The following is a 19,884-nucleotide window of genomic DNA, read 5'->3' as shown; positions in this document are numbered from 1 at the left end:
AATCGCCCCCTGTCGCCACTTGGACCGATCCGTGACCGTTCAGCCCTGGACGCGGGCGGCGCGGGTCCGCTTGCATGGAGGAGCCGGACGGCCCACGCCTCGGGGGAGGCTCATATGAAGCGCTCGGGACCGCTCTACACGCTTCTCGGGGGGCTGCTGCTCGCCCTGTTCATGCTGTCGCTCAACGCGACCACGGGTACGGGTAGTACGTCGTACGGAGAGGGCTCGTCCGGCAGCACCTCCCCGGCGCCCGCCACGAGTGAGCCCGCCGCGAGCCCCTCCAAGGAGCCGACGCCGAAGGAGCCCGCCGAGAAGCCGCCCGCCAAGGCCGAGTACGCGGGCCGCACGGACGACGACACCTCCGCGGTCTCCATCTCGGTCCGGGACGGCAAGGCCATCGCGTACTTCTGCGACGGGAAGAACACCGAGTCCTGGCTGAAGGGCGACGTCGAGGACGACGGCTCCATGCGGCTCACCGGCAAGCACGGCGCGAAGCTGGACGGCGACCTCGACGGCGACCAGGTCCGCGGCACCGTCGACATCGACAAGCGGACCTGGGACTTCACCGCGAAGAAGGCCACCAAGCCGTCGGGCCTGTACCGCGCGACCACCGAAGTGCGCGGCGCGAAGATCGACGGCGGTTGGATCGTCCTGCCCGACGGACAGCAGGTCGGCATCCTCAAGAGCGACGGAAAGCCGCGTCCCGCCCCGCGTCTGGACCCGGAGACCGGCGCCGTGCCGTTCGACGGCGGACGCCTCACCGCCCGGCCCGTACTGCCCTGACCAGGGAGCCGCCATGAGCGTCGATCCGAACGCCGCCACCCAGGGCGGCGGCTTCGGCCCGCCCCCCGCGGCGGGCGACCACCGCCGCCCGCACCCCGCCCGCTATCTCGTGCCCGCCCTGGTCGCCGCGGCGGTCGCGGTCGGCCTCGGGGTGTACGGGAAGACCCATGACCCGGAGGGCACGGCGTTCAATCTCGCCGGGTTCAGCAGCACCAGCGCGGTCAAGGCCTGGCTGGGCACGACGGCGTTCGCCTTCGCGCTGGTCCAGGTCGTCTCGGCGGCCATGGTGTACGGAAGGCTGCCGGGCCCGTCCTGGTCGGCGGCCCTGCACCGCTGGTCGGGCCGGATCGCGTTCCTGGTGTCGGTGCCGGTGGCGGTGCACTGCCTCTACGCGCTCGGCTATCAGACGTACTCGACGCGGGTGATGTGGCATTCGGCCCTGGGCTGCTTCTTCTTCGGCGCGTTCAGCGCGAAGATGCTGCTGCTCCGCTCGGAGCGACTGCCAAACTGGCTGCTCCCGCTGATCGGCGGCCTGGTCTTCGCGGTCCTCACGGTGATCTGGCTGACGTCGGCCCTGTGGTTCTTCCGTACGTTCGGAGTGACGACATGAGCGACCCCCGCCCCACCCGGCGCACTCTCCTCGCCACCGGCGGCGCGGTCGCGCTGGCCGCCGGATGCAGCAAGTACGGCGACGAGGGATCCGAGCCGGAGCCGAGTGAGTCGAGCGAGCCGAAGTCGGAGCAGCCGTCCGCCTCGGCGTCGAAGTCGGGCGGCGAGGAGTCCCCGAAGCCGCCCGCGGCCGACGAGCTGGCCAAGACGTCCGAGATCCCGGTGGGCGGCGGCAAGGTCTTCAAGGACGAGAAGGTCGTCGTGACCCAGCCCGAGAAGGGCGACTTCAAGGCCTTCTCCGCGGTCTGCACCCATCAGGGCTGCACGGTCGGCGAGGTCGCGGACGGCACGATCAACTGCCCCTGCCACGGCAGCAAGTACCGCATCGCGGACGCCTCGGTGGCAGGCGGCCCGGCGCCGCGCCCGCTGCCCCCGCAGGACATCACGGTCACCGGGGATTCGATCACGCTGGGCTAGCCGCCCCCTAGGCGGCCTTCCCGTCCCACAGCGCCCCGAGCTCCAGCAGCTCCTCCCGGTACTCGATCCGCTCCGCCCACTGCGCCGGCCACGCGTCCGCGCCCAGGTGGGCGCCCGCGAACGCCCCGGCGAGGCAGGCGATCGAGTCGGAGTCGCCCGAGCTGCAGGCGGCCCGGCGCAGGGCGGTGAGCGGCTCGTCGGGGAACATCAGGAAGCACAGCAGGCCGGTGGCGAGCGCCTCTTCGGCGATCCAGCCGGCGCCGGTGGCGAGGCAGGGGTCGGTCTCCGGGTTGGCGTCCTTCAGCGCCGCCCCGAGCCGTTCCAGGACCGCGAGGCACTCGTCCCAGCCGCGCGCGATGAAGTGCTCGGGGCTCGGGTCCTGGGAGCGGGTCCACAGGTCGCCGAGCCAGTTCTCGCGGTACCGGGTGCGGTTGTCCAGGGCGTACGACCGGAGCAGCCCGACCAGGCCCATCGGTTCCGCGCCCTCGGCGAGCAGTCTCACCGCGTACGCCGTGAGATCGCTCGCCGCGAGGGCGGTGGGGTGCCCGTGGGTGAGCGCGGACTGGGTCTGCGCGGCGCCGGCCCGCATGTCCTGGCTCAGCCACGGCATCAGGCCGAGCGGCGCGACCCGCATATTGGCGCCGCAGCCCTTGGAGTGCAGCTGGCTGGCGTCCCGCCAGGGCCGCTCCTCGTCGGCGAGCAGTTCGCAGGCGCGGATGCAGGTGTTGCCGGGGGCCCGGTTGTTGTCCGGCGAGATGTTCCAGGCGACGAACTCCCGGCGGGCGAGGTGCGCGAACCGCTCGGGCCCGCAGATCCCGCGCGCGGACGCGGCCTTGAGCGCACGGCCGAGCGCGAGCGTCATCTGGGTGTCGTCGGTGACGATCGCGGGCCTGGGCAGCTCCATCTCCCGCCAGGGACCGCACTTGGCGAGGATCGAGGGTACGTCGTTGAACTCGGTCGGGAAGCCCAGCGCGTCCCCGAGGGCGAGCCCTATGAGGGATCCGGTGGCGGCGCGCTTCATGAGGTCTTTCCTTCCGGTGACATGGACGTGGGGCGGAGCAGGGGCGGGTGCAGCTCGGTGGCGCCGCCCGCCCGGTAGAGGGCGGCGGGCTTTCCGCGCCCGCCGGTGAGGCGCGCGGCGCCCGCGATCCGCTCGACGAAGCCGGGGCTGGCGAGGACCTTGCGGCGGAAGTTGGCCGGGTCGAGCTCGACGCCCCACACCGTCTCGTAGACCTGCCGCAGCTCGCCGAGGGTGAACTCGGGCGGGCAGAAGGCGGTGGCGAGGCCGGTGTACTCGAGCTTGGCGCGCACCCGGTCATGGGCGTCGGCGAGGATCCGCTCGTGGTCGAAGGCGAGCGGCCCGTACGCGGATCCGTACGGCAGCCATGCGGCGCGGGCGGCGTCGCTGCCGCCGCGCACTGCGAGCGAGGGGGCGGCCCGGAGGGCCTCGGTTGAGGGTGGTGGTGGGAGACGGGAGGGCGGATCGGGCACGAGTGCGGCGAAGGCGACGGAGACGACCCGCATTCGGGGGTCGCGGTCCGGTTCGCTGTAGGTGCGCAGCTGCTCCAGGTGGAGCCCGGCGGCGTCGGTGAGTCCGGTCTCCTCGGCGAGCTCACGCCCCGCGGCGGTCTCGGCGGACTCCTCGGGGAGAACGAATCCGCCGGGCAGCGCCCAGCGTCCGGCGTACGGCTCCTGGCCGCGCTCGACGAGCAGCACGTGCAGCCGGCCCTCGCGGACGGTGAAGACGGCGACGTCGACGGTGACGGCGAACGGCTCGAAGGCGTGCTTGTCGTAGGTCCCGGACACGGACATGCCCGCCCACCCCCTTAATAGTCATGACGACTATAAAGAGAATGGACGGGCAGTCACAACCCCTGACGAGGCCTAGAGGTCGACCTCCTGCATCAGCATCCCGACCTCCGTGTTGGAGAGCCTGCGCAGCCACCCCGACTTCTGGTCGCCGAGGGTGATCGGCCCGAAGGCCACCCGCACCAGCTTGTCGACCGGGAACCCGGCCTCGGCCAGCATGCGTCGCACGATGTGCTTGCGGCCCTCGTGCAGGGTCACCTCGACCAGGTAGTTCTTGCCGGTCTGCTCGACGACCCGGAAGTGGTCCGCACGCGCGTACCCGTCCTCCAGCTGGATCCCGTCCTTGAGCTGCTTGCCCAGGTCACGCGGGATCGGGCCGACGATGTGCGCGAGGTAGACCTTCTTCACGCCGTACTTCGGGTGCGTGAGGCGGTGCGCCAGCTCGCCGTGGTTGGTGAGCAGGATGACGCCCTCGGTCTCCGTGTCGAGCCGCCCGACGTGGAAGAGCCGCGTCTCGCGGTTGGTCACGTAGTCGCCGAGGCACTGCCGGCCCTCGGTGTCCTCCATGGTGGAGACGACACCGGCGGGCTTGTTCAGCGAGAAGAACTGGTACGACTGCGTGGCCACCGTCAGGCCGTCGACCTTGATCTCGTCCTTGTCGGTGTCGACACGCAGCCCCTGCTCCATGACGATCTCGCCGTTGACCTCGACGCGGGCCTGGTCGACCAGCTCCTCGCAGGCACGGCGCGAGCCGTAGCCCGCGCGGGCGAGCACCTTCTGCAGCCGCTCGCCCTCCTGCTCGGCGCCCGGGAAGGTCTTGGGCAGGTTCACCTTCGGCTTGCCCGCGTACCGCTCGCGGTTGCGCTCCTCGGCCCGCGTCTCGTACTCACGCGAACGCGAGGGAGTCGACCGGCCGCCGGACTGCTGACCACGCTTGGGGCCGCCCTTGGCACCGCCGCGCGCGGAGGCTCCGCGGCCCGACTTCGGGCCGTCCTGGGTGCCGCCGGGACCTACGTCGTAACGACGCTCCTCCGGACGCGGCTTCTTCGGGCGGCCGCTGCCGCCCTGCTTGTCGTCGCGGTTGTTACCGGCACCGCGGTAGTTACCGCGGCCACCGCTGCTCCCGCCGCGGCCGCCGCTGTTGCCACCACGGCTCCCGCCGTTGTTTCCGCTGCTGTTCCTGCCGCTGCTGCTTCGCATCAAATTTCCGTCTAGTCGGCTGTGTCCCGGGGGGACTCGTACCCCGGCGCATCGGGTGCGTCCGGGTCGAACGACGGGACACCTTCCAGCGTCTCGGACTCGATGGCGTCCGCCTCGGGGAGGAAGGGCGCCAGCTCCGGGAGCTCGTCAAGGCCGCGCAGGCCCATCCGCTCCAGAAAGTAGTTCGTCGTCCTGTACAGGATCGCACCTGTTTCGGGTTCCGCGCCCGCCTCCTCCACCAGACCCCTCTGGAGAAGCGTGCGCATCACGCCGTCGCAGTTCACCCCGCGCACGGCGGAGACGCGGGAACGGCTGACCGGCTGGCGGTACGCGACGACCGCGAGGGTCTCCAGGGCCGCCTGGGTGAGCCGGGCCTGCTGCCCGTCGAGCACGAAGCGCTCCACCGCCGCCGCGTACTCGGGGCGCGTGTAGAACCGCCAGCCGCCCGCCACGAGCCGCAGCTCGAAGCCCCGCCTCTGGATCGTGTACTCGTCGGCCAGCTCCCGCAGCGCTTCGGCGACCTGCCGTCGCGGCCGGTCGAGCACCTTGGCGAGGTGCTCCTCGGTGGCCGGTTCGTCGACGACCATGAGGACGGCCTCCAGGGCGGGCCGCAGCTCCAGGTCGGCGACGGCGCCGGCCAGGTCTCCCGCGGGACTGCTCATGCCGTCTGCTCCTCGCTCGTCGTCTCGTCCGGCGTCTGTGGGGCCCGGTCGAATTCATCGGTCACGGTCGGCTGCGCGTCGCCGTCCCCGCCGGTCCACCGCACCATCAGCTCGCCCAGGGCGTCCTCCTGGTCCAGTGCCACGGCCTTCTCCCGGTACAGCTCCAGGAGCGCGAGGAAGCGGGCGACGACCGTGAGGGTGTCCCCCGCGTCCTCGACCAGCACCTGGAAGCTCGCCTCGCCCCGCTCCCGCAGCCGGGCCACGACCACCCCGGCCTGCTCCTGCACGGAGACCAGCGGGGCATGGATGTGGTCGACGTACACCTGGGGCTTCGCGCGCGGCTGCATCGCCTTCACGGCGAGCCGCGCGAACCCCTCGGCGCCGATGCTGATGACGACTTCCGGCAACAGCTCCGCGTGATGGGCTTCCAGGCCCACGGTCCGCGGATAGCGCCGCGCCTCGTCGTCGAGCCGCCCGCTGAAGATGTCCGCGATCTGTTTGTACGCGCGGTACTGAAGGAGTCGTGCGAAGAGCAGGTCCCGCGCTTCGAGGAGCGCGAGATCCGCCTCGTCCTCGACCTCGGCGGCGGGCAGCAGCCGCGCCGCCTTGAGGTCGAGCAGCGTGGCGGCGACCACGAGGAACTCGGTGGTCTGGTCGAGGTCCCAGTCGGGCCCCATGGCGCGGATGTGCGCCATGAACTCGTCGGTGACCTTCGACAGTGCGACTTCGGTGACGTCCAGCTTGTGCTTGGAGATCAGCTGAAGCAGCAGATCGAAGGGGCCTTCAAAGTTGGCCAACCGAACCTTGAACCGCCCGTCGTCGGGCTCGGGCTCAGGTTCCGGCTCCGCCGGTTCGGGGTTGTGGACAGGCGTTGCGCAGGGCGGAACGGGTGGGCACAACCCCCCGCGGTCCGCAGCCGGATCATCGGCGGGAGCTGCACCGGGGCCCCGCCCCAGAGTCCGGCGGCGGCCAGGAGGTGACGGGGCAGAGTCTTCGTACGGAGGCATCACGGTGCGGGAAGGCTACCCCTACCGCCCACGAAGCCGTCGTACGAGAATGCTCGCGTCCCCACGCGACTCAAGATCGGCGAGGACGACGGCGACCGCCTCCCGCACGATCCGCCCCCGGTCGACCGCGAGACCGTGCTCACCCCTCAGGACGAGCCTGGCGTGCTCGAGGTCCATCAGCTCCTCGGCCGACACATACACGGTGATCTTCTCGTCGTGCCGCTCACGCCCGCTCGGCCGGCGGTTGGCCGCACGGGCCCGCCGCCGCGCCTGCGCGGTGGAGGAGTTGGCCGGACGGGCACCGCCCTGCGCCTTCTCGCCCTCCGCGGGAGCCGAGCGCGTACGGGATTCCCCGGCCCCCGACTCCGCGTCGGCGGCGCCGTGTTCGGCGGCCTCACCGTCCGCGTCGGCCGGGCCCCCCGCGGAGTCACCGGCCGCGGTCTCGTCGCTCTCCCCCGCGGGCCCCGGCACCCGTGCCTCGCCGTTCGTCTGGCGGCGCGGCGACGACGCCTGAAGCGCCATCCCCCCGGTCGTACGGAACAGTTCGTCGGCCCCCGGCAGACTCACTCGGCGTGACACCGGGCGAGCACCTCCCTGGCGAGCTGACGGTAGGCGGCGGCGCCGACGGAGTTCGATGCGTACGTCGTGATCGGCTCACCGGCGACCGTGGTCTCCGGGAAGCGCACGGTCCGCCCGATCACCGTGTGGTACACGTGATCGTCGAAGGCCTCGACCACGCGCGCGAGCACCTCACGGCTGTGCACCGTGCGGGAGTCGTACATCGTGGCGAGGATGCCGTCCAGCTCCAGGTCGGGGTTGAGCCGCTCCTGGACCTTCTCGATGGTCTCCGTCAGGAGGGCCACACCGCGCAGCGCGAAGAACTCGCACTCGAGCGGCACGATCACCTTGTGAGCCGCCGTCAGGGCGTTCACGGTGAGCAGGCCGAGCGAGGGCTGACAGTCGATCACGATGTAGTCGTAGTCCTGCATCAGCGGCTTCAACGCCCGCTGCAGCGTGGACTCTCGGGCGACCTCGCTCACCAACTGCACTTCGGCGGCGGACAGGTCGATGTTGCTCGGCAGCAGGTCCATGTTCGGGACCGCGGTCTTCAGGAGGACCTCGTCGGCCGACATGCCCCGCTCCATGAGCAGGTTGTAGACCGTCAGGTCCAGCTCCATCGGGTTCACCCCGAGGCCGACCGAGAGGGCGCCCTGCGGGTCGAAGTCGACGAGCAGGACCCGGCGTCCGTACTCCGCGAGCGCGGCACCCAGGTTGATGGTCGACGTCGTCTTGCCCACGCCGCCCTTCTGGTTGCACATCGCGATGATCTTCGCGGGGCCGTGGTCGGTCAGCGGGCCCGGGATCGGGAAGTACGGCAGCGGGCGTCCCGTGGGACCGATGCGCTCACGGCGCTGACGGGCAGCGTCCGGGGCGAGCGTGGCCGCGTACTCGGGATCGGGCTCGTACTCGGCGTCAGGGTCGTAGAAGTGCCCCTGGGGCAGTTCCTCGTAGTCGGCGAGTTGGGTGTGGGTGGTGTTCTCGCCACTCCGGTCGCCGGCCATGGCGTTCACGTGATGGCCATCCATGCTCTGGGGTGCAGACGGTGTCGTCAGCGTCGACTGGGTTCCCTGGCGGGCTTCGAAGGTGCGGACAGCGACGGAGCCGACAGCCTCGAGCCCCACGGGTCCTTGGCCCCGCGCAGACGTTCCTGGTTGACCACCCCCGGGAGCAAATGTCGACTCATTCACAAGTCGTCTTACCTCCTTGGTGACCAGGAAACTTCTAGATAGGTCAGCGTGGCACCATGCCGACGGTTGGCGACTCTATGGCGTGTCACCGGTCCGCAGCAACACAATCCGCCGGACCCGGCCCGATGTGTCGGCAATCGAACGCCCCCATGTCAAGGGCGTGCGGTACGCCATCGCGACATTTCCGGGGTGGGCGAATCGGTTAAAGGGTTACGTTCACGGCGAGTTGACCAAGTCCGCGGACATACGCATACGGCCGGACCCCTCTCAAGGTCCGGCCGCTGGCGTGAGATTGACGACTTTCGTTGACGAAAGCGGTCAGCTTCGGCTCCGGGTTCAGCCGAGGAGCGTCTCCAGCTCAAGGTGCTCGAGACCGTGCGCCTCGGCGACCTCCTTGTAAACGACCTTGCCGTCATGGGTGTTGAGGCCCAGGGCGAGGGCGTGGTCGCGGCGCAGCGCCTCGACCCAGCCGCGGTTCGCCAGCTCGACGATGTACGGCAGCGTGGCGTTGGTCAGCGCGTACGTCGAGGTGTTGGGCACCGCGCCGGGCATGTTGGCGACGCAGTAGAACACCGAGTTGTGGACCGGGAAGGTCGGCTCGGCGTGCGTGGTCGCGTGCGAGTCCTCGAAGCAGCCGCCCTGGTCGATCGCGATGTCGACAAGGACACTTCCCGGCTTCATCCGCGAGACCAGCTCGTTGGTGACGAGCTTCGGGGCCTTGGCGCCCGGGATGAGGACGGCACCGATGACGAGGTCGGCGTCGAGGCAGGCCTTCTCCAGCTCGAAGGCGTTGGAGACGACGGTCTGGATCTTCGTGCCGAAGATCTTGTCCGCCTCCTTGAGCTTGTTGATGTCCTTGTCGAGCAGGGTCACGTGGAAGCCCATGCCGATGGCGATCTGCGCGGCGTTCCAGCCGGAGACGCCACCGCCGATGACGACGGCCTTGCCGGCCGCCACGCCCGGGACACCGCCGGGCAGCACACCGCGACCGCCCTGGGCGGCCATCAGGTGGTACGCGCCGACCTGCGGGGCCAGGCGGCCCGCGACCTCGGACATCGGGGCGAGCAGCGGGAGCGCGCGATTGGCGGTCTCGACCGTCTCGTAGGCGATGGCGGTGGTGCCGGACTCCAGGAGCGCGTCCGTGCACTCCTTGGAGGCGGCCAGGTGCAGGTAGGTGAAGAGGGTCTGGTCCTTGCGGAGGCGGTGGTACTCCTCCGCGATGGGCTCCTTGACCTTCAGGAGGAGGTCGGCCGTGGCCCAGACCTCGTCCGCGGTGTCCAGGATCTGGGCGCCCGCCGAGACGTACTCCTCGTCCGTGATGGAGGAGCCGACACCGGCGTTCCGCTCGATGACTACCTGGTGGCCGTGGCGCACCAGCTCGTGCACACCGGCGGGGGTGATGGCCACCCGGAACTCGTTGTTCTTGACCTCGCGGGGGATGCCGACCTTCACGTCGATCACGGTCCTCTTGGCTCAGGGATCTTTCGGGCAATGAACTACATACCGATACACAAGAGGGCGCATCGGAAGACACCACGGAAGTACGCGGCGGAGCCAGTCTAATGAAGGACTTCTCGCTGTCTAGCCTTTCAATGCATCAATCTTCAGCGGAAGCGCTACGGATTTCGTAGGCGGAACCCGCTGGTCCGTCCTTCGATGCAAGCCCTGTGACCTCCTCGAGCTCTCCTCCCAGCATGCGCTCGGCGGCCGCGCGGTGCAGCCGGGCCGCGGCCGGGTCGCCGAGCCGGTCCAGGGTGTCCGCGAGCCTGAGCTGCAGCGCCGCCTGCAGCCGCACGTCCCCCGCCTGCCGCGCCCACTCCACCGCCTCCTGGCAGGTACGCAACGACTCCTCGGGCCGCCCCGCGTACTCCTGCACCCGCGCCAGCTCGCTCAACGCCCTTGCCTGGCCCGCCACATCACCGCACTTGCGGTACCCGGTGACGGCCGAGCTCCAGTTGCGCAGCGCCTCCCCGTAGCGCCCCGCATAGGTGTGCGCCGTGGCGATGCGGCCGTAGAGCCGGGCCGCATCGGCGCGCTCGTCCCGCGCCAGCCGCTGCGCGAGGGCCCGCCCGAACCAGTCCGAGGCCCGCGACCAATCGCCCATTTCCTGGTACGCGCCACCTACGGATTCCATTGCGCGACCGGTCGCGTACGGGTCATTTGCTCTGCGTCCGGCATCCAAAGCTGCCCGAAACCGCACCAGCGCCTCCTGTGTACGTCCCGTCCGGGCGTCCAGGTCGGCGAGATTCAGCAGCGCCGCGGCCTGCTCGCGGTGCAGCTCCCTGCGCTCGGCGACGCCGAGGACCAGCTGATGGATGCCGTACAGCTCCGGGGCCGCGTCCTCCGGGCCCCGGTGGGCGACCAGGGCCCGCGTCAGGGCCGCCATCAGGCGCCGCGCCAGGGTGTCGAGATCCCCGTCGGCCACCGCGAGGCGGGCCGCGGCGAGCAGCGCGGGCTGCCGGATGCGCAGCCAGTCGGCGGCGGCGCCCGCGTTCGGGAAGCGCAGGGCGCGCGGCAGCCCCGCGAGCTTCTTGCGGGCGGCCGAGCCGTCCGGCTCGGTGATCGCCCGGCAGGACTGAAGGAGACGGACCGTCCGCTCCAGCATCCGGGCCCGCGCGAGCTGCACCTCGGCGGGGCGGTCCCGGCTCTCGCTGAGCGCGCGCAGCAGCGGCACCAGACAGGCCGGCACCTCGTACTGCGGCAGCGGCGAGCGCACGGCCCTGACCAGGCCCAGCTCGACGAAGTCGTCCAGGGTGGCGCGGGCGGCCGAGACGGAGCAGCCGGCCAGGGCGGACGCGGTGTGCGGGTCGACGTGGCCCGCGGGGGCCAGCGAGAGGAAGCGCAGTATCCGCGCGGCGGGGCCCGGCAGCGAGGCGTACGAGTGCTGGAAGACGCGGGCAAGGGCCGACCCCTCCTCGGGGCGGTCGTACACCTGCTTGGCCAGGTCGGCGAGGGCCGCCTTGGGCCGTACGGAGAGCCAGCCGCCGGCGAGGACGAGCGCCGCCGGGTGCGCGGCGCAGGCCTCGACAAGGCTCTCCGCGGAGCGCGGGTCGACGGTGACGCGCACGGGGCCCGCCGCGCGGGAGAGCAGTTCGACCCCGGCGGTGGTGTCGAGGCCGCCGAGCGTGCACGGCCGCACGTCCGGGATCCCGGTGAGCGGCCCCTCGGAGACGGCGACGGCCAGGCACTCGGGCGTGTCCGGGAGCAGCGGGTCGACCTGCTCGGCGTCGGCCGCGTCGTCGAGCAGCAGCAGACAGCGGCGGTCGGCCAGGGCCTCGCGGAGCACCTGGGTCAGCTCGTCCTCGTCGGCGCCGGCGGGCGCGGCGACGGCGAGGGCGTCCAGGAGTTCACGCGCGGTGCGTTCGGTGGGGACGCGGGTGCCGTCGGGCTCGGTGAGCCGGGCGCGGAGCACCCCGTCCGGGTAGGCGTCCGCGACCTGCCGGGCGAGTTCCTCGGCGAGGGCGGTGCGGCCGGAGCCCGGCCGGCCCGCGATGAGCAGGACGCGGGCGCGGGGTGCCTTGCGGCCCGAGATGGTGTCGAGTCCCGCGCGGTCGATGTCGGCGCGGAGTTCCTTCAACTCCCGGCGGCGGCCGACGAATTGACCGCTGCCGGAAGTTCCGGCCAGCGCCGAGTCGACCGCTTGATCCGTCACGGGGCATGCTCCGTCCGCCTGCGCGCGAACCCGCCGGGACTCCGGTCGGGACGCTTCCAGAGCCTAGTTCAGGCCGTGGCGCGTCCCCCGTCGCACGGCGCGCACAAGTCGCCCGATCGGATCAGTAGATCGTCGTACCGGAACGGGGGAACTCTGCGACAAAGAGCCCTCAGGCCTCGAACGGGCGCGCGGGCCACGGGGCGTCGGCGGGGCGCAGCGCGTCGATGCCGTCGCCGTTCAGCGCGGCGCTGAGCGAAAGGGCGCCCACGACGAGGCAGTTGTTGTGCAGCTCTCCGGCGAGCACTCCGCGTACGAGCTCTTCGAGCGGTACGCGCGCCAGCTCCATGTCCATCTCTTCCTCGGCGACCTCGAAGCGCTCGCCCTCGGCCTCGGAGAGATCGCGGGCGAGGAAGATGCGCACGGCCTCGTCGCAGCCGCCGGGCGTGGTGTAGACGTCGGTGAGGACGCGCCAGTCCTCGGCCTTGACGTGCGCCTCTTCGTAGAGCTCGCGCTGGGCGGCGTGCAGCGGGTTCTCGCCGGGGATGTCGAGCAGCCCGGCCGGGATCTCCCAGAGCTTGTGGCGTACGGGGTGGCGGTACTGGCTCAGGACCAGGACGCGACCGGCGTCGTCCAGGGCCAGGACGGCGACCGAGCCGGGGTGCACCTGGTAGTCGCGGCGGACGACGGCCCCGTCGGGCATGACCACGTCGTCGGTGCGGACGGAGGTCTTGTTGCCGACGAACGGGGTCTGTGTCGCCGTGACCTGCCACTCCTCGGCGGTGTCCTTGATCGTCATGTCGCCCTGTCCTCCCACACGCACACAAACAGAAACCGGGGCACGCGCCTCGAAAGACGCGCACCCCGGCAACCGTACAACCCGAGTGTTACTTGGCCTTCTTCGCGCCCTGCTGGCGCTCGACGGCCGCCTTCACCAGGCCCGCGAAGAGCGGGTGCGGGCGGGTCGGGCGGGAGCGCAGCTCCGGGTGCGCCTGGGTGGCGACCAGGTAGGGGTGGACGTCACGCGGGTACTCGACGTACTCGACGAGCTTGCCGTCCGGGGAGGTGCCGGAGAACTGCAGTCCGGCCTTCTTCTCCAGCTCGGCGCGGTAGGCGTTGTTCACCTCGTAGCGGTGACGGTGGCGCTCCTCGACGTACTCCTTGCCGTCGTACACCTCGCGCGCGATGGATCCCTCGGCGAGCTTCGCCGGGTACATGCCCAGGCGCATCGTGCCGCCCATGTCGCCCTCGCCGGCGACGATGTCGAGCTGCTCGGCCATGGTGGAGATCACCGGGTGGGCCGTGGCGGCGTCGAACTCGGTGGAGTTGGCGTCGGGGATGTCCGCGAGGTTGCGGGCGGCCTCGATGACGATGCACTGCAGGCCGAGGCAGATGCCGAGCAGCGGCACCTTGTTCTCACGGGCGTACTGGATCGCGCCGACCTTGCCGGAGACACCGCGGTCGCCGAAGCCGCCGGGGATCAGGATCGCGTCGCAGTCGGCGAGCTGCTTCTTGGCGCCCGCCGGGGTCTTGCAGTCGTCCGAGGTGACCCACTTGACCTTGACGCGGGCCTTGTTGGCGAAGCCGCCGGCGCGCATGGCCTCGGTGATGGAGAGGTAGGCGTCGGGCAGGTCGATGTACTTGCCGACCAGCGCGACGGTGACCTCGTGCCTCGGGTTGTGCACACGGTCGAGCAGGTCGTCCCACTGGGTCCAGTCGACGTCGCGGAACGGCAGGTCGAGCTTGCGCACGACGTAGGCGTCCAGGCCCTCGGTGTGCAGCACCTTCGGGATGTCGTAGATCGACTTGGCGTCGATGGCGGCGACCACGGCGGCCTCGTCCACGTCGCACATCAGCGAGATCTTGCGCTTGATGGCGGTGGGCACCTCGCGGTCGGCGCGCAGCACGATCGCGTCGGGCTGGATGCCGATGTTGCGCAGGGCGGCGACCGAGTGCTGGGTCGGCTTGGTCTTCAGCTCGCCGGACGGGCCGATGTACGGGAGCAGCGAGATGTGCACGACGAAGACGTTGTCGCGGCCGACCTCGTGGCGGACCTGGCGGACGGTCTCCAGGAACGGCAGCGACTCGATGTCGCCGACCGTGCCGCCGACCTCGGTGATGACGACGTCCACGTCGTCGGTGGCCATGCGGCGGATGCGGTGCTTGATCTCGTTGGTGATGTGCGGGATGACCTGGACGGTGTCGCCGAGGTACTCGCCGCGCCGCTCTTTGGCGATCACCTGGGAGTAGACCTGGCCGGTGGTCACGTTCGCGGAGCCGTCGAGGTCGACGTCGAGGAAGCGCTCGTAGTGGCCGATGTCCAGGTCGGTCTCGGCGCCGTCGTTGGTGACGAACACCTCGCCGTGCTGGAAGGGGTTCATCGTGCCGGGGTCGACGTTCAGGTACGGGTCGAGCTTCTGCATGGTGACGCGCAGGCCGCGCGCCTTGAGGAGCGCACCCAGGCTCGAGGCAGTCAGACCCTTGCCGAGGGAAGAGGCGACACCCCCGGTGACGAAGATGTGCTTGGTCGTCGTGGACTTTGGCTGCATGGCCAAGAGGGGGCTCCCGTGGTCGCGGTCTGAAGGGTGCGTACCGGCGCCCTCACCGGGGATTCGGGGGAGGTGCCGTCGCTGCGGTTCGGGGGTTCAATGACCACCGGCTCACGGGCTACCAGGGTATCAGCGACGGGGCGAGGCTGCTTCCGGCCACGCTCCGACACTCCCTTCACGGCTGCCTCACCTGGCGCTCACCCGTTCGGCGCAGCATCGTTGTCCGGAGCGGCGCGCAGATCAGCGGGGTGCGTCGTATCCTGCTCGGACACTTGCTGCCGAGCCGTCCGACCAACGGCATCACCCCCGCCCGTTCTCCAGGAACATGAGGCTCGCGCAGTTCGTTTTACAGCGAACCTCTGACCGTAGAGCGAACGCCCCCCGAGGGCGACGTGGCCGTTTGACTGGAGATGCACGTGGCCGGGCGCATCGAGGACTACGCACTCATCGGAGACATGCAGACCGCTGCCCTGGTCTGCCGGGACGGCACAGTCGACTGGCTGTGCCTGCCCCGCTTCGACTCCCACGCCGTCTTCGCCGGGCTGCTCGGCACGGAGGAGCACGGCTTCTGGCGCCTTGGGCCGGCGCACTCCCCCGACGCACAGCCGTCGGCCGCCGCGCGCCGCACCTACAGAGGCGACTCGCTGATCCTGGAGTCCGAGTGGGACACCCCGCGCGGCACGGTCCGCGTGACGGACTTCATGCCGCCGCGCGACAGCGACGCCCCGCAGCTGGTGCGGATCGTCGAGGGCGTCAGCGGCCGGGTGCCGATGCGGTCCGCGCTGCGGATGCGCTTCAGCTACGGGCGTGTGGTGCCCTGGGTGCACAAGGTCGACGGGCGCACGGTGGCCGTCGCGGGACCCGACTCGGTGTGGCTCGACACCCCGGCGTCGACCTTCGGCAAGGACCTCACGACGTACTCGGACTTCACGGTCGCGCCGGGTGACCGGATCGCGTTCACCATCTCGTGGCAGCCCTCGCACAAACAGCCGCCCGCGCTGCCCGACCCGGAGGGCGCCCTCGCGGCGACCGAGGAGTTCTGGCGCGAGTGGGTGGGGCACTGCACGTACCACGGTCCGTACCGCGAGGCCGTGGTCCGCTCGCTGATCACGCTGAAGGCGCTGACGTACGCGCCGACCGGCGGCATCGTCGCGGCGCCCACCACCTCGCTGCCCGAGGACATCGGCGGCTCCCGCAACTGGGACTACCGCTACACCTGGCTGCGCGACGCGGCGATCACGCTGTCCTCGCTGCTGCGCACCGGATATCGCGAGGAGGCCCGCGCCTGGCGCGAGTGGCTGCTGCGCGCGGTCGCGGGCGACCCCGAGAACCTGCAGATCATGTACGGCATCGCGGGCGAGCGCGAGCTGGGCGAGGCGGAGCTGGACTGGCTGCCCGGCTACGAGAACTCGGCGCCGGTCCGGGCGGGCAACGGCGCGGCGCACCAGCTCCAGCTCGACGTGTACGGCGAGGTCACCGAGGCCCTGCACCTGGCGCACATGACGGGCCTGGCCCGCAACGACTACGCCTCGCTGCTCCAGCTCAAGCTGATCCGCTACCTGGAGACGCACTGGGACCAGCCGGACGAGGGCATCTGGGAGGTACGCGGGCCGCGCCGCCACTTCGTGCACTCCAAGGTGATGTGCTGGGTCGCCGTCGACCGCACGATCAAGCTCATCGAGTCCGGCGACGCGGACGGCCCGCTGGAGAAGTGGCGCGACCTGCGCGACGACATCCACCGGGACGTCTGCGAGAAGGGCTACGACAAGGAGCGGAACACGTTCACGCAGTCGTACGGCTCCAAGGAGCTGGACGCCTCGCTGCTCCTGATCCCGCAGATGGGCTTCCTGCCCCCCGACGACAAGCGGGTCATCGGCACGATCGAGGCGATCCAGCGGGAGCTCTCGACGTCGGACGGCTTCATCCTGCGCTACCCGACCTCGGGCGAGGACGCGGGTGTGGACGGTCTGGAGGGTGACGAGGGCGCCTTCCTGGCCTGTTCGTTCTGGATGGCGGACGACCTGGCGATGATCGGCCGGGTCGACGAGGCCCGCAAGCTCTTCGAGAAGCTGCTCGCGCTCCGCAACGACCTGGGGCTGCTCGCCGAGGAGTGGGATCCGCGGCTGCAGCGGCAGGTCGGCAACTTCCCGCAGGCCTTCAGCCACGTGCCGCTGATCGACACGGCACTGCGGCTGACGGCTTCGGGGGCGTACGGAGGCTAGTTACACCAGCTTCCCGATCACCTCACGGGCGGCGCGCTCCCCTTCGGTCGCGCCGCCCTCCATGAACCCCTGGAAGTCGTACGAACAGTGCTCGCCGCCGATGTGCAGGTTGCCCTGCGGCGTGCCTTCGTAGCCGGCGTAGCGGTGCAGATAGCCGACGGGCCAGCAGGAGTAGGCGCCGAGCGCGTAGGGGTTCTTGTGCCAGGCGGAGAGCTGGGCCCTGCCCGTCCAGGCGGCCTTCGTGCCGGGGAAGACCCGGTCGATCTGCCCCAGGTAGCGGGTGGCGAGATCGCGTACGTAGGGGTCCGACTCGAAGTTGAACGGTCCCGCCGGTGACAGCTGCTCGGCGAGGGTGCCGCCGCCGTACTGGATGAGGATGCCGCCGGTGCCGGGCTGGACCTTGGTGGTGTCCCAGGTCTGCTGGAAGTCGGCGTCGGTGAAGCAGTCGCCCGCGCTGACGCCGGGCCAGGGGCCGGTGCCGCGCCACGGTCGGCTCCGGAACTGCATGTTGAGCTTGGAGCAGTGGCCCATCCGGGCGTCCCGCAGCAGATTCGTCATGCGGGTGTCCAACCCGGCCTTGGTGAGGTCGAGTTGCTTCAGGACCGGCAGCGGGAGGCACAGGATGGTGTGGTCGGCGGTGGCGGTGCGGGTGGCGCCCGCCTCGGTGTAGGTGAGGGTCTGGGTGCCGTCGGCGTTGGCGCGTACGGCGGTCAGGGCGCAGCCGGGGCGCAGGGTGCCGTCGGGCAGGAAGTCGGCGATGGCACGCGGGAGTTGGTCGTTGCCTCCGGTGATGTGGTAGCGCTCGTCGGACAGGCCCCAGATGTTGAAGTGGCCCGGATTGGTCTGGTAGCCCATCAGCAGGACGAGGGCGAGCGCGGACTGTTCGGTGGTGTCGGCGCCGTACTCGACGTTGTAGGCGACGTCGAACCAGCGGCCGAGCGGGGAGCCGTGCCCGCCGGGGACGCGTGACTCGATCCATTCGTATGTCGACATGTTGTCGAGGGCGGTGCCGGTGGGCGTGGTCTGGTTCCAGAAGACCTCGCCGGCCTCCGACAGGTCGCGGCGCAGGAGCTGGTAGACCTCCTTGAAGTCCTCGTCGGCCTGGGCGCGCGGGTAGTAGGCGCCGTTGAACCAGAGGATCTCCTCGGCGCCATTGGGTCCGCCGCCCAGGAAGTCCTCCACGGGGAGGTTGAAGCGGCGGCACAGCTCCAGGATCTTCTTGTGACTGGTGTCGATCAGCTCGCCGCCGATCTCGGAGGTCTGGCCGTACGCCCAGTGGTCGCGCTGCGTCCACATGCGGCCGCCCACGCGGTCGGGATTGGCCTCGTAGAGCGTGCAGTTCAGGCCCGCGTCGTGCAGGGTGAGGGCGGCGGTCAGGCCGGAGATTCCCGCGCCCACGACGGCGACGCGGGGCGCGCCCTTGCCGGTCGCGGCTCTGGCGCGGGGAGCCGCCGCAAGGCCTGCGGCGCCGATCGCGAGGCCCGCCGCCCCTTTGAGGACCGTTCTTCGGCCGGGCGCCGCGGCGGCGGCACCGCGGACTTCGGCCACCGGGATGCCGAGGCGGTGGGCCTCTCCGTGCTCTGCTGCCAGTCGCTTCAGCGCGTGCATGGGGTGCGTACGAGACACGGGGATCCCCTCAGACGGTGGTGACGGACGATGGCTCTGTGTCGGATGTGCGCTCGGCCGCGTCCTCCAGGACGATCCGGCCGATGATCTCGTAGCGGCTGGGCTGTTTGGCCCGCAGATAGAGGCCGAGTCCGAGGCCTCCGAAGAAGACGAGGCCGACGATCCAGGGAATGGCCTTGAAGAAGAGCGAGTCGGCGGCGGTGCCCGCCGCCGTGTCCATGTTGATCACGAGCAGGACGACGACGGCGATCATGCCGATGCCGCCGAGCAGCGGGGCGAGGAAGGTCTTGAACCAGTGCCGGTCCTCGGGATGGTTCCTGCGGAAGTAGCCGATGACGGCGAAGGAGCAGAGGGTCTGCACGATGAGGATCGCCATCGTGCCGAGGATCGCGAGCAGCGTGTAGAGGTGGATGTACGGGTCCTGGCCGCTGAGCCAGAACACGGCGACCAGGGCCACGGCGATCACCGACTGGACGTAGGAGGCGATGTACGGCGATCCGTGCGTGGGGTGGGTGCGGCCGAGGCCCCGGTGCAGGAATCCCTCGCGTCCGATGGCGTACAGATAACGCGACGCGCACTGGTGGAAGGCCATGCCGCAGGCGAACGAACCGGTGATCAGGAGCCATTGGAAGGCGTCGACGGCCCAGGTCCCGATGAAGGAGTGCGCCGGATCGAAGAACAGGTCGAGCGGGCTGGTGGACTGCGAGACCTTCACGGCGCCGCTCAGGCCGTTGCCCGCGATGGTCATCCAGGAGACGTAGATGTAGAAGAGGCCGACGCCGACGACGGAGATGAGGGTCGCGCGCGGGATGACCTTCTTCGGGTTGCGGGACTCCTCCCCGTACATGGCCGTCGACTCGAAGCCGACCCATGACCAGAAGGCGAAGAAGAGGCCGAGGCCCGCCGATGTGCCGGTGAAGGCGTTCTTCGGGTTGACCGGCTCGACGGGGATGCCGTCGGGGCCGCCGCCCTGGATCAGTACGGCGGTGGCGACGGCGAAGAGCACCGCGATCTCGGCGATCAGCATCACGCCGAGCGCCTTCGCGGTGAGGTTGATGTCGAAGTACGACAGGACGGCGGTGACGGCGAGCATCGCGGCCGCGTACAGGATCCACGGCAGGTCGGCGCCCAGCTGGTCATGGACGGTGGTCTTGGCGAAGTACGCGAAGACGCCGACGATCGACGCCTCGAAGACGACGTACGCGAGGACGGCGAGCATCCCGGACGCCATGCCCGCGATCCGGCCGAGGCCGTGCGAGATATAGCCGTAGAAGGCGCCCGCGGCGGTGATCCGCTTGGCCATGGCGACATAGCCGACGGAGAACACCGTCAGGACGAGGGTCGCGAAGAGATAGCCCGCGGGGGCGCCGGTGCCGTTGCCCGCGCCGACGGCGATGGGCAGGTTGCCGGTCATCGCCGTGATGGGCGCCGCCGTGGCGACCGCCATGAAGACGACGCCGACGATCCCGACGGAGTTCGCCTTGAGTCGGTGGACCTCGGGTGTGCTCGGTTTCTCTGACGTGTGCTCTGGCATGGCGGGCAC

17 protein-coding genes are annotated in these 19,884 nt (G+C 70.5%); 4 read left to right on the top strand and 13 right to left on the bottom strand.

The genetic code is table 11. From position 1 onward, the window contains the following. Window positions 1-114: 114 nt before the first annotated feature. From ACIBKX_RS26215 to ACIBKX_RS26205, 3 genes are read left to right on the top strand one after another with little or no spacing between them, the layout of a single operon-like run. Window positions 115-783 carry a hypothetical protein gene (locus ACIBKX_RS26215; protein ID WP_363276606.1) on the top strand — a complete coding sequence of 223 codons (669 nt, stop codon included), beginning with the start codon at window positions 115-117 and terminating at the stop codon, window positions 781-783. Between the two features lie 13 nt (window positions 784-796). Next, a complete protein-coding gene (locus ACIBKX_RS26210) occupies window positions 797-1,393 on the top strand; it encodes a DUF6529 family protein (protein ID WP_363276607.1) in 597 nt (198 codons plus the stop codon). Beyond that, window positions 1,390-1,869 carry a Rieske (2Fe-2S) protein gene (locus ACIBKX_RS26205; protein ID WP_363276608.1) on the top strand — a complete coding sequence of 160 codons (480 nt, stop codon included), beginning with the start codon at window positions 1,390-1,392 and terminating at the stop codon, window positions 1,867-1,869. Before ACIBKX_RS26210 ends, ACIBKX_RS26205 begins: the two co-directional genes overlap by 4 nt. Window positions 1,870-1,876: 7 nt before the next feature. On the opposite strand, the gene ACIBKX_RS26200 is transcribed toward ACIBKX_RS26205, so the two are convergent. From ACIBKX_RS26200 to ACIBKX_RS26150, 11 genes are all read right to left on the bottom strand, one after another. Beyond that, window positions 1,877-2,890 carry an ADP-ribosylglycohydrolase family protein gene (locus ACIBKX_RS26200; protein ID WP_363276609.1) on the bottom strand — a complete coding sequence of 338 codons (1,014 nt, stop codon included), beginning with the start codon at window positions 2,888-2,890 and terminating at the stop codon, window positions 1,877-1,879. Then, window positions 2,887-3,681 carry an NUDIX domain-containing protein gene (locus ACIBKX_RS26195; protein WP_363276610.1) on the bottom strand — a complete coding sequence of 265 codons (795 nt, stop codon included), beginning with the start codon at window positions 3,679-3,681 and terminating at the stop codon, window positions 2,887-2,889. The genes ACIBKX_RS26200 and ACIBKX_RS26195 overlap by 4 nt, the downstream gene beginning before the upstream one ends. A 72-nt stretch (window positions 3,682-3,753) precedes the next feature. Further along, on the bottom strand, window positions 3,754-4,878 hold the full coding sequence (locus ACIBKX_RS26190; RefSeq protein WP_363276611.1) for a pseudouridine synthase: 1,125 nt from the start codon (window positions 4,876-4,878) through the stop codon (window positions 3,754-3,756). 11 nt (window positions 4,879-4,889) lie between these two features. Further along, window positions 4,890-5,540 (bottom strand): SMC-Scp complex subunit ScpB, encoded by a 651-nt coding sequence (scpB, locus tag ACIBKX_RS26185; protein WP_363276612.1) that lies wholly within the window; start codon window positions 5,538-5,540, stop codon window positions 4,890-4,892. Further along, a complete protein-coding gene (locus ACIBKX_RS26180; RefSeq protein ID WP_363276613.1) occupies window positions 5,537-6,547 on the bottom strand; it encodes a segregation/condensation protein A in 1,011 nt (336 codons plus the stop codon). Before ACIBKX_RS26180 ends, scpB begins: the two co-directional genes overlap by 4 nt. A 21-nt stretch (window positions 6,548-6,568) precedes the next feature. Then, a complete protein-coding gene (locus ACIBKX_RS26175) occupies window positions 6,569-7,126 on the bottom strand; it encodes a hypothetical protein (RefSeq protein ID WP_363276614.1) in 558 nt (185 codons plus the stop codon). After that, window positions 7,111-8,295, bottom strand: a complete 1,185-nt coding sequence (locus ACIBKX_RS26170; protein WP_363276615.1) for a ParA family protein — start codon at window positions 8,293-8,295, stop codon at window positions 7,111-7,113. Before ACIBKX_RS26170 ends, ACIBKX_RS26175 begins: the two co-directional genes overlap by 16 nt. A gap of 336 nt (window positions 8,296-8,631) precedes the next feature. Further along, window positions 8,632-9,747 carry an alanine dehydrogenase gene (gene ald / locus ACIBKX_RS26165; protein WP_363276638.1) on the bottom strand — a complete coding sequence of 372 codons (1,116 nt, stop codon included), beginning with the start codon at window positions 9,745-9,747 and terminating at the stop codon, window positions 8,632-8,634. A 145-nt stretch (window positions 9,748-9,892) separates the two neighbouring features. Continuing rightward, window positions 9,893-11,947: a tetratricopeptide repeat protein gene (locus ACIBKX_RS26160; RefSeq protein ID WP_363276616.1), complete on the bottom strand. Its 2,055-nt coding sequence runs from the start codon at window positions 11,945-11,947 to the stop codon at window positions 9,893-9,895. A 169-nt stretch (window positions 11,948-12,116) separates the two neighbouring features. Then, window positions 12,117-12,743: an NUDIX hydrolase gene (locus ACIBKX_RS26155; RefSeq protein ID WP_363276617.1), complete on the bottom strand. Its 627-nt coding sequence runs from the start codon at window positions 12,741-12,743 to the stop codon at window positions 12,117-12,119. An 88-nt stretch (window positions 12,744-12,831) separates the two neighbouring features. Then, a complete protein-coding gene (locus ACIBKX_RS26150) occupies window positions 12,832-14,493 on the bottom strand; it encodes a CTP synthase (protein WP_363276639.1) in 1,662 nt (553 codons plus the stop codon). Window positions 14,494-14,903: 410 nt separating this feature from the next. Here ACIBKX_RS26150 and ACIBKX_RS26145 point away from each other — a divergent pair, with 410 nt between their 5' ends. Beyond that, entirely contained in the window at window positions 14,904-16,715 is a 1,812-nt protein-coding gene (locus tag ACIBKX_RS26145; protein WP_363276618.1) for a glycoside hydrolase family 15 protein, read from the top strand. Here ACIBKX_RS26145 and ACIBKX_RS26140 read toward each other — a convergent pair whose 3' ends face one another. Together ACIBKX_RS26140 and ACIBKX_RS26135 are read right to left on the bottom strand one after the other, a co-directional pair. Further along, window positions 16,716-18,341 (bottom strand): NAD(P)/FAD-dependent oxidoreductase, encoded by a 1,626-nt coding sequence (locus ACIBKX_RS26140; RefSeq protein WP_363276619.1) that lies wholly within the window; start codon window positions 18,339-18,341, stop codon window positions 16,716-16,718. A gap of 10 nt (window positions 18,342-18,351) precedes the next feature. Further along, on the bottom strand, window positions 18,352-19,875 hold the full coding sequence (locus tag ACIBKX_RS26135; RefSeq protein ID WP_363276620.1) for an APC family permease: 1,524 nt from the start codon (window positions 19,873-19,875) through the stop codon (window positions 18,352-18,354). Between the last annotated feature and the right edge of the window lie 9 nt (window positions 19,876-19,884).

It is taken from the genome of Streptomyces sp. NPDC050658, assembly GCF_044457025.1.
GTDB lineage: Bacteria > Actinomycetota > Actinomycetes > Streptomycetales > Streptomycetaceae > Streptomyces.
The sequence above is the reverse complement of the archived record's forward strand: the minus strand, read 5'-3'. Positions and strand labels throughout refer to the sequence as shown.

Excerpts from the sequence above, each read along its gene's own strand:
- ACIBKX_RS26215 (WP_363276606.1), top strand. The coding sequence starts at position 115 with ATGAAGCGCTCGGGACCGCTCTACACGCTTCTCGGGGGGCTGCTGCTC.
- ACIBKX_RS26210 (WP_363276607.1), top strand. The coding sequence starts at position 797 with ATGAGCGTCGATCCGAACGCCGCCACCCAGGGCGGCGGCTTCGGCCCG.
- ACIBKX_RS26205 (WP_363276608.1), top strand. The coding sequence starts at position 1,390 with ATGAGCGACCCCCGCCCCACCCGGCGCACTCTCCTCGCCACCGGCGGC.
- ACIBKX_RS26200 (WP_363276609.1), bottom strand. The coding sequence starts at position 2,890 with ATGAAGCGCGCCGCCACCGGATCCCTCATAGGGCTCGCCCTCGGGGAC.
- ACIBKX_RS26195 (WP_363276610.1), bottom strand. The coding sequence starts at position 3,681 with ATGTCCGTGTCCGGGACCTACGACAAGCACGCCTTCGAGCCGTTCGCC.
- ACIBKX_RS26190 (WP_363276611.1), bottom strand. The coding sequence starts at position 4,878 with ATGCGAAGCAGCAGCGGCAGGAACAGCAGCGGAAACAACGGCGGGAGC.
- scpB (WP_363276612.1), bottom strand. The coding sequence starts at position 5,540 with ATGAGCAGTCCCGCGGGAGACCTGGCCGGCGCCGTCGCCGACCTGGAG.
- ACIBKX_RS26180 (WP_363276613.1), bottom strand. The coding sequence starts at position 6,547 with ATGCCTCCGTACGAAGACTCTGCCCCGTCACCTCCTGGCCGCCGCCGG.
- ACIBKX_RS26155 (WP_363276617.1), bottom strand. The coding sequence starts at position 12,743 with ATGACGATCAAGGACACCGCCGAGGAGTGGCAGGTCACGGCGACACAG.
- ACIBKX_RS26150 (WP_363276639.1), bottom strand. The coding sequence starts at position 14,493 with ATGCAGCCAAAGTCCACGACGACCAAGCACATCTTCGTCACCGGGGGT.
- ACIBKX_RS26145 (WP_363276618.1), top strand. The coding sequence starts at position 14,904 with ATGCACGTGGCCGGGCGCATCGAGGACTACGCACTCATCGGAGACATG.
- ACIBKX_RS26135 (WP_363276620.1), bottom strand. The coding sequence starts at position 19,875 with ATGCCAGAGCACACGTCAGAGAAACCGAGCACACCCGAGGTCCACCGA.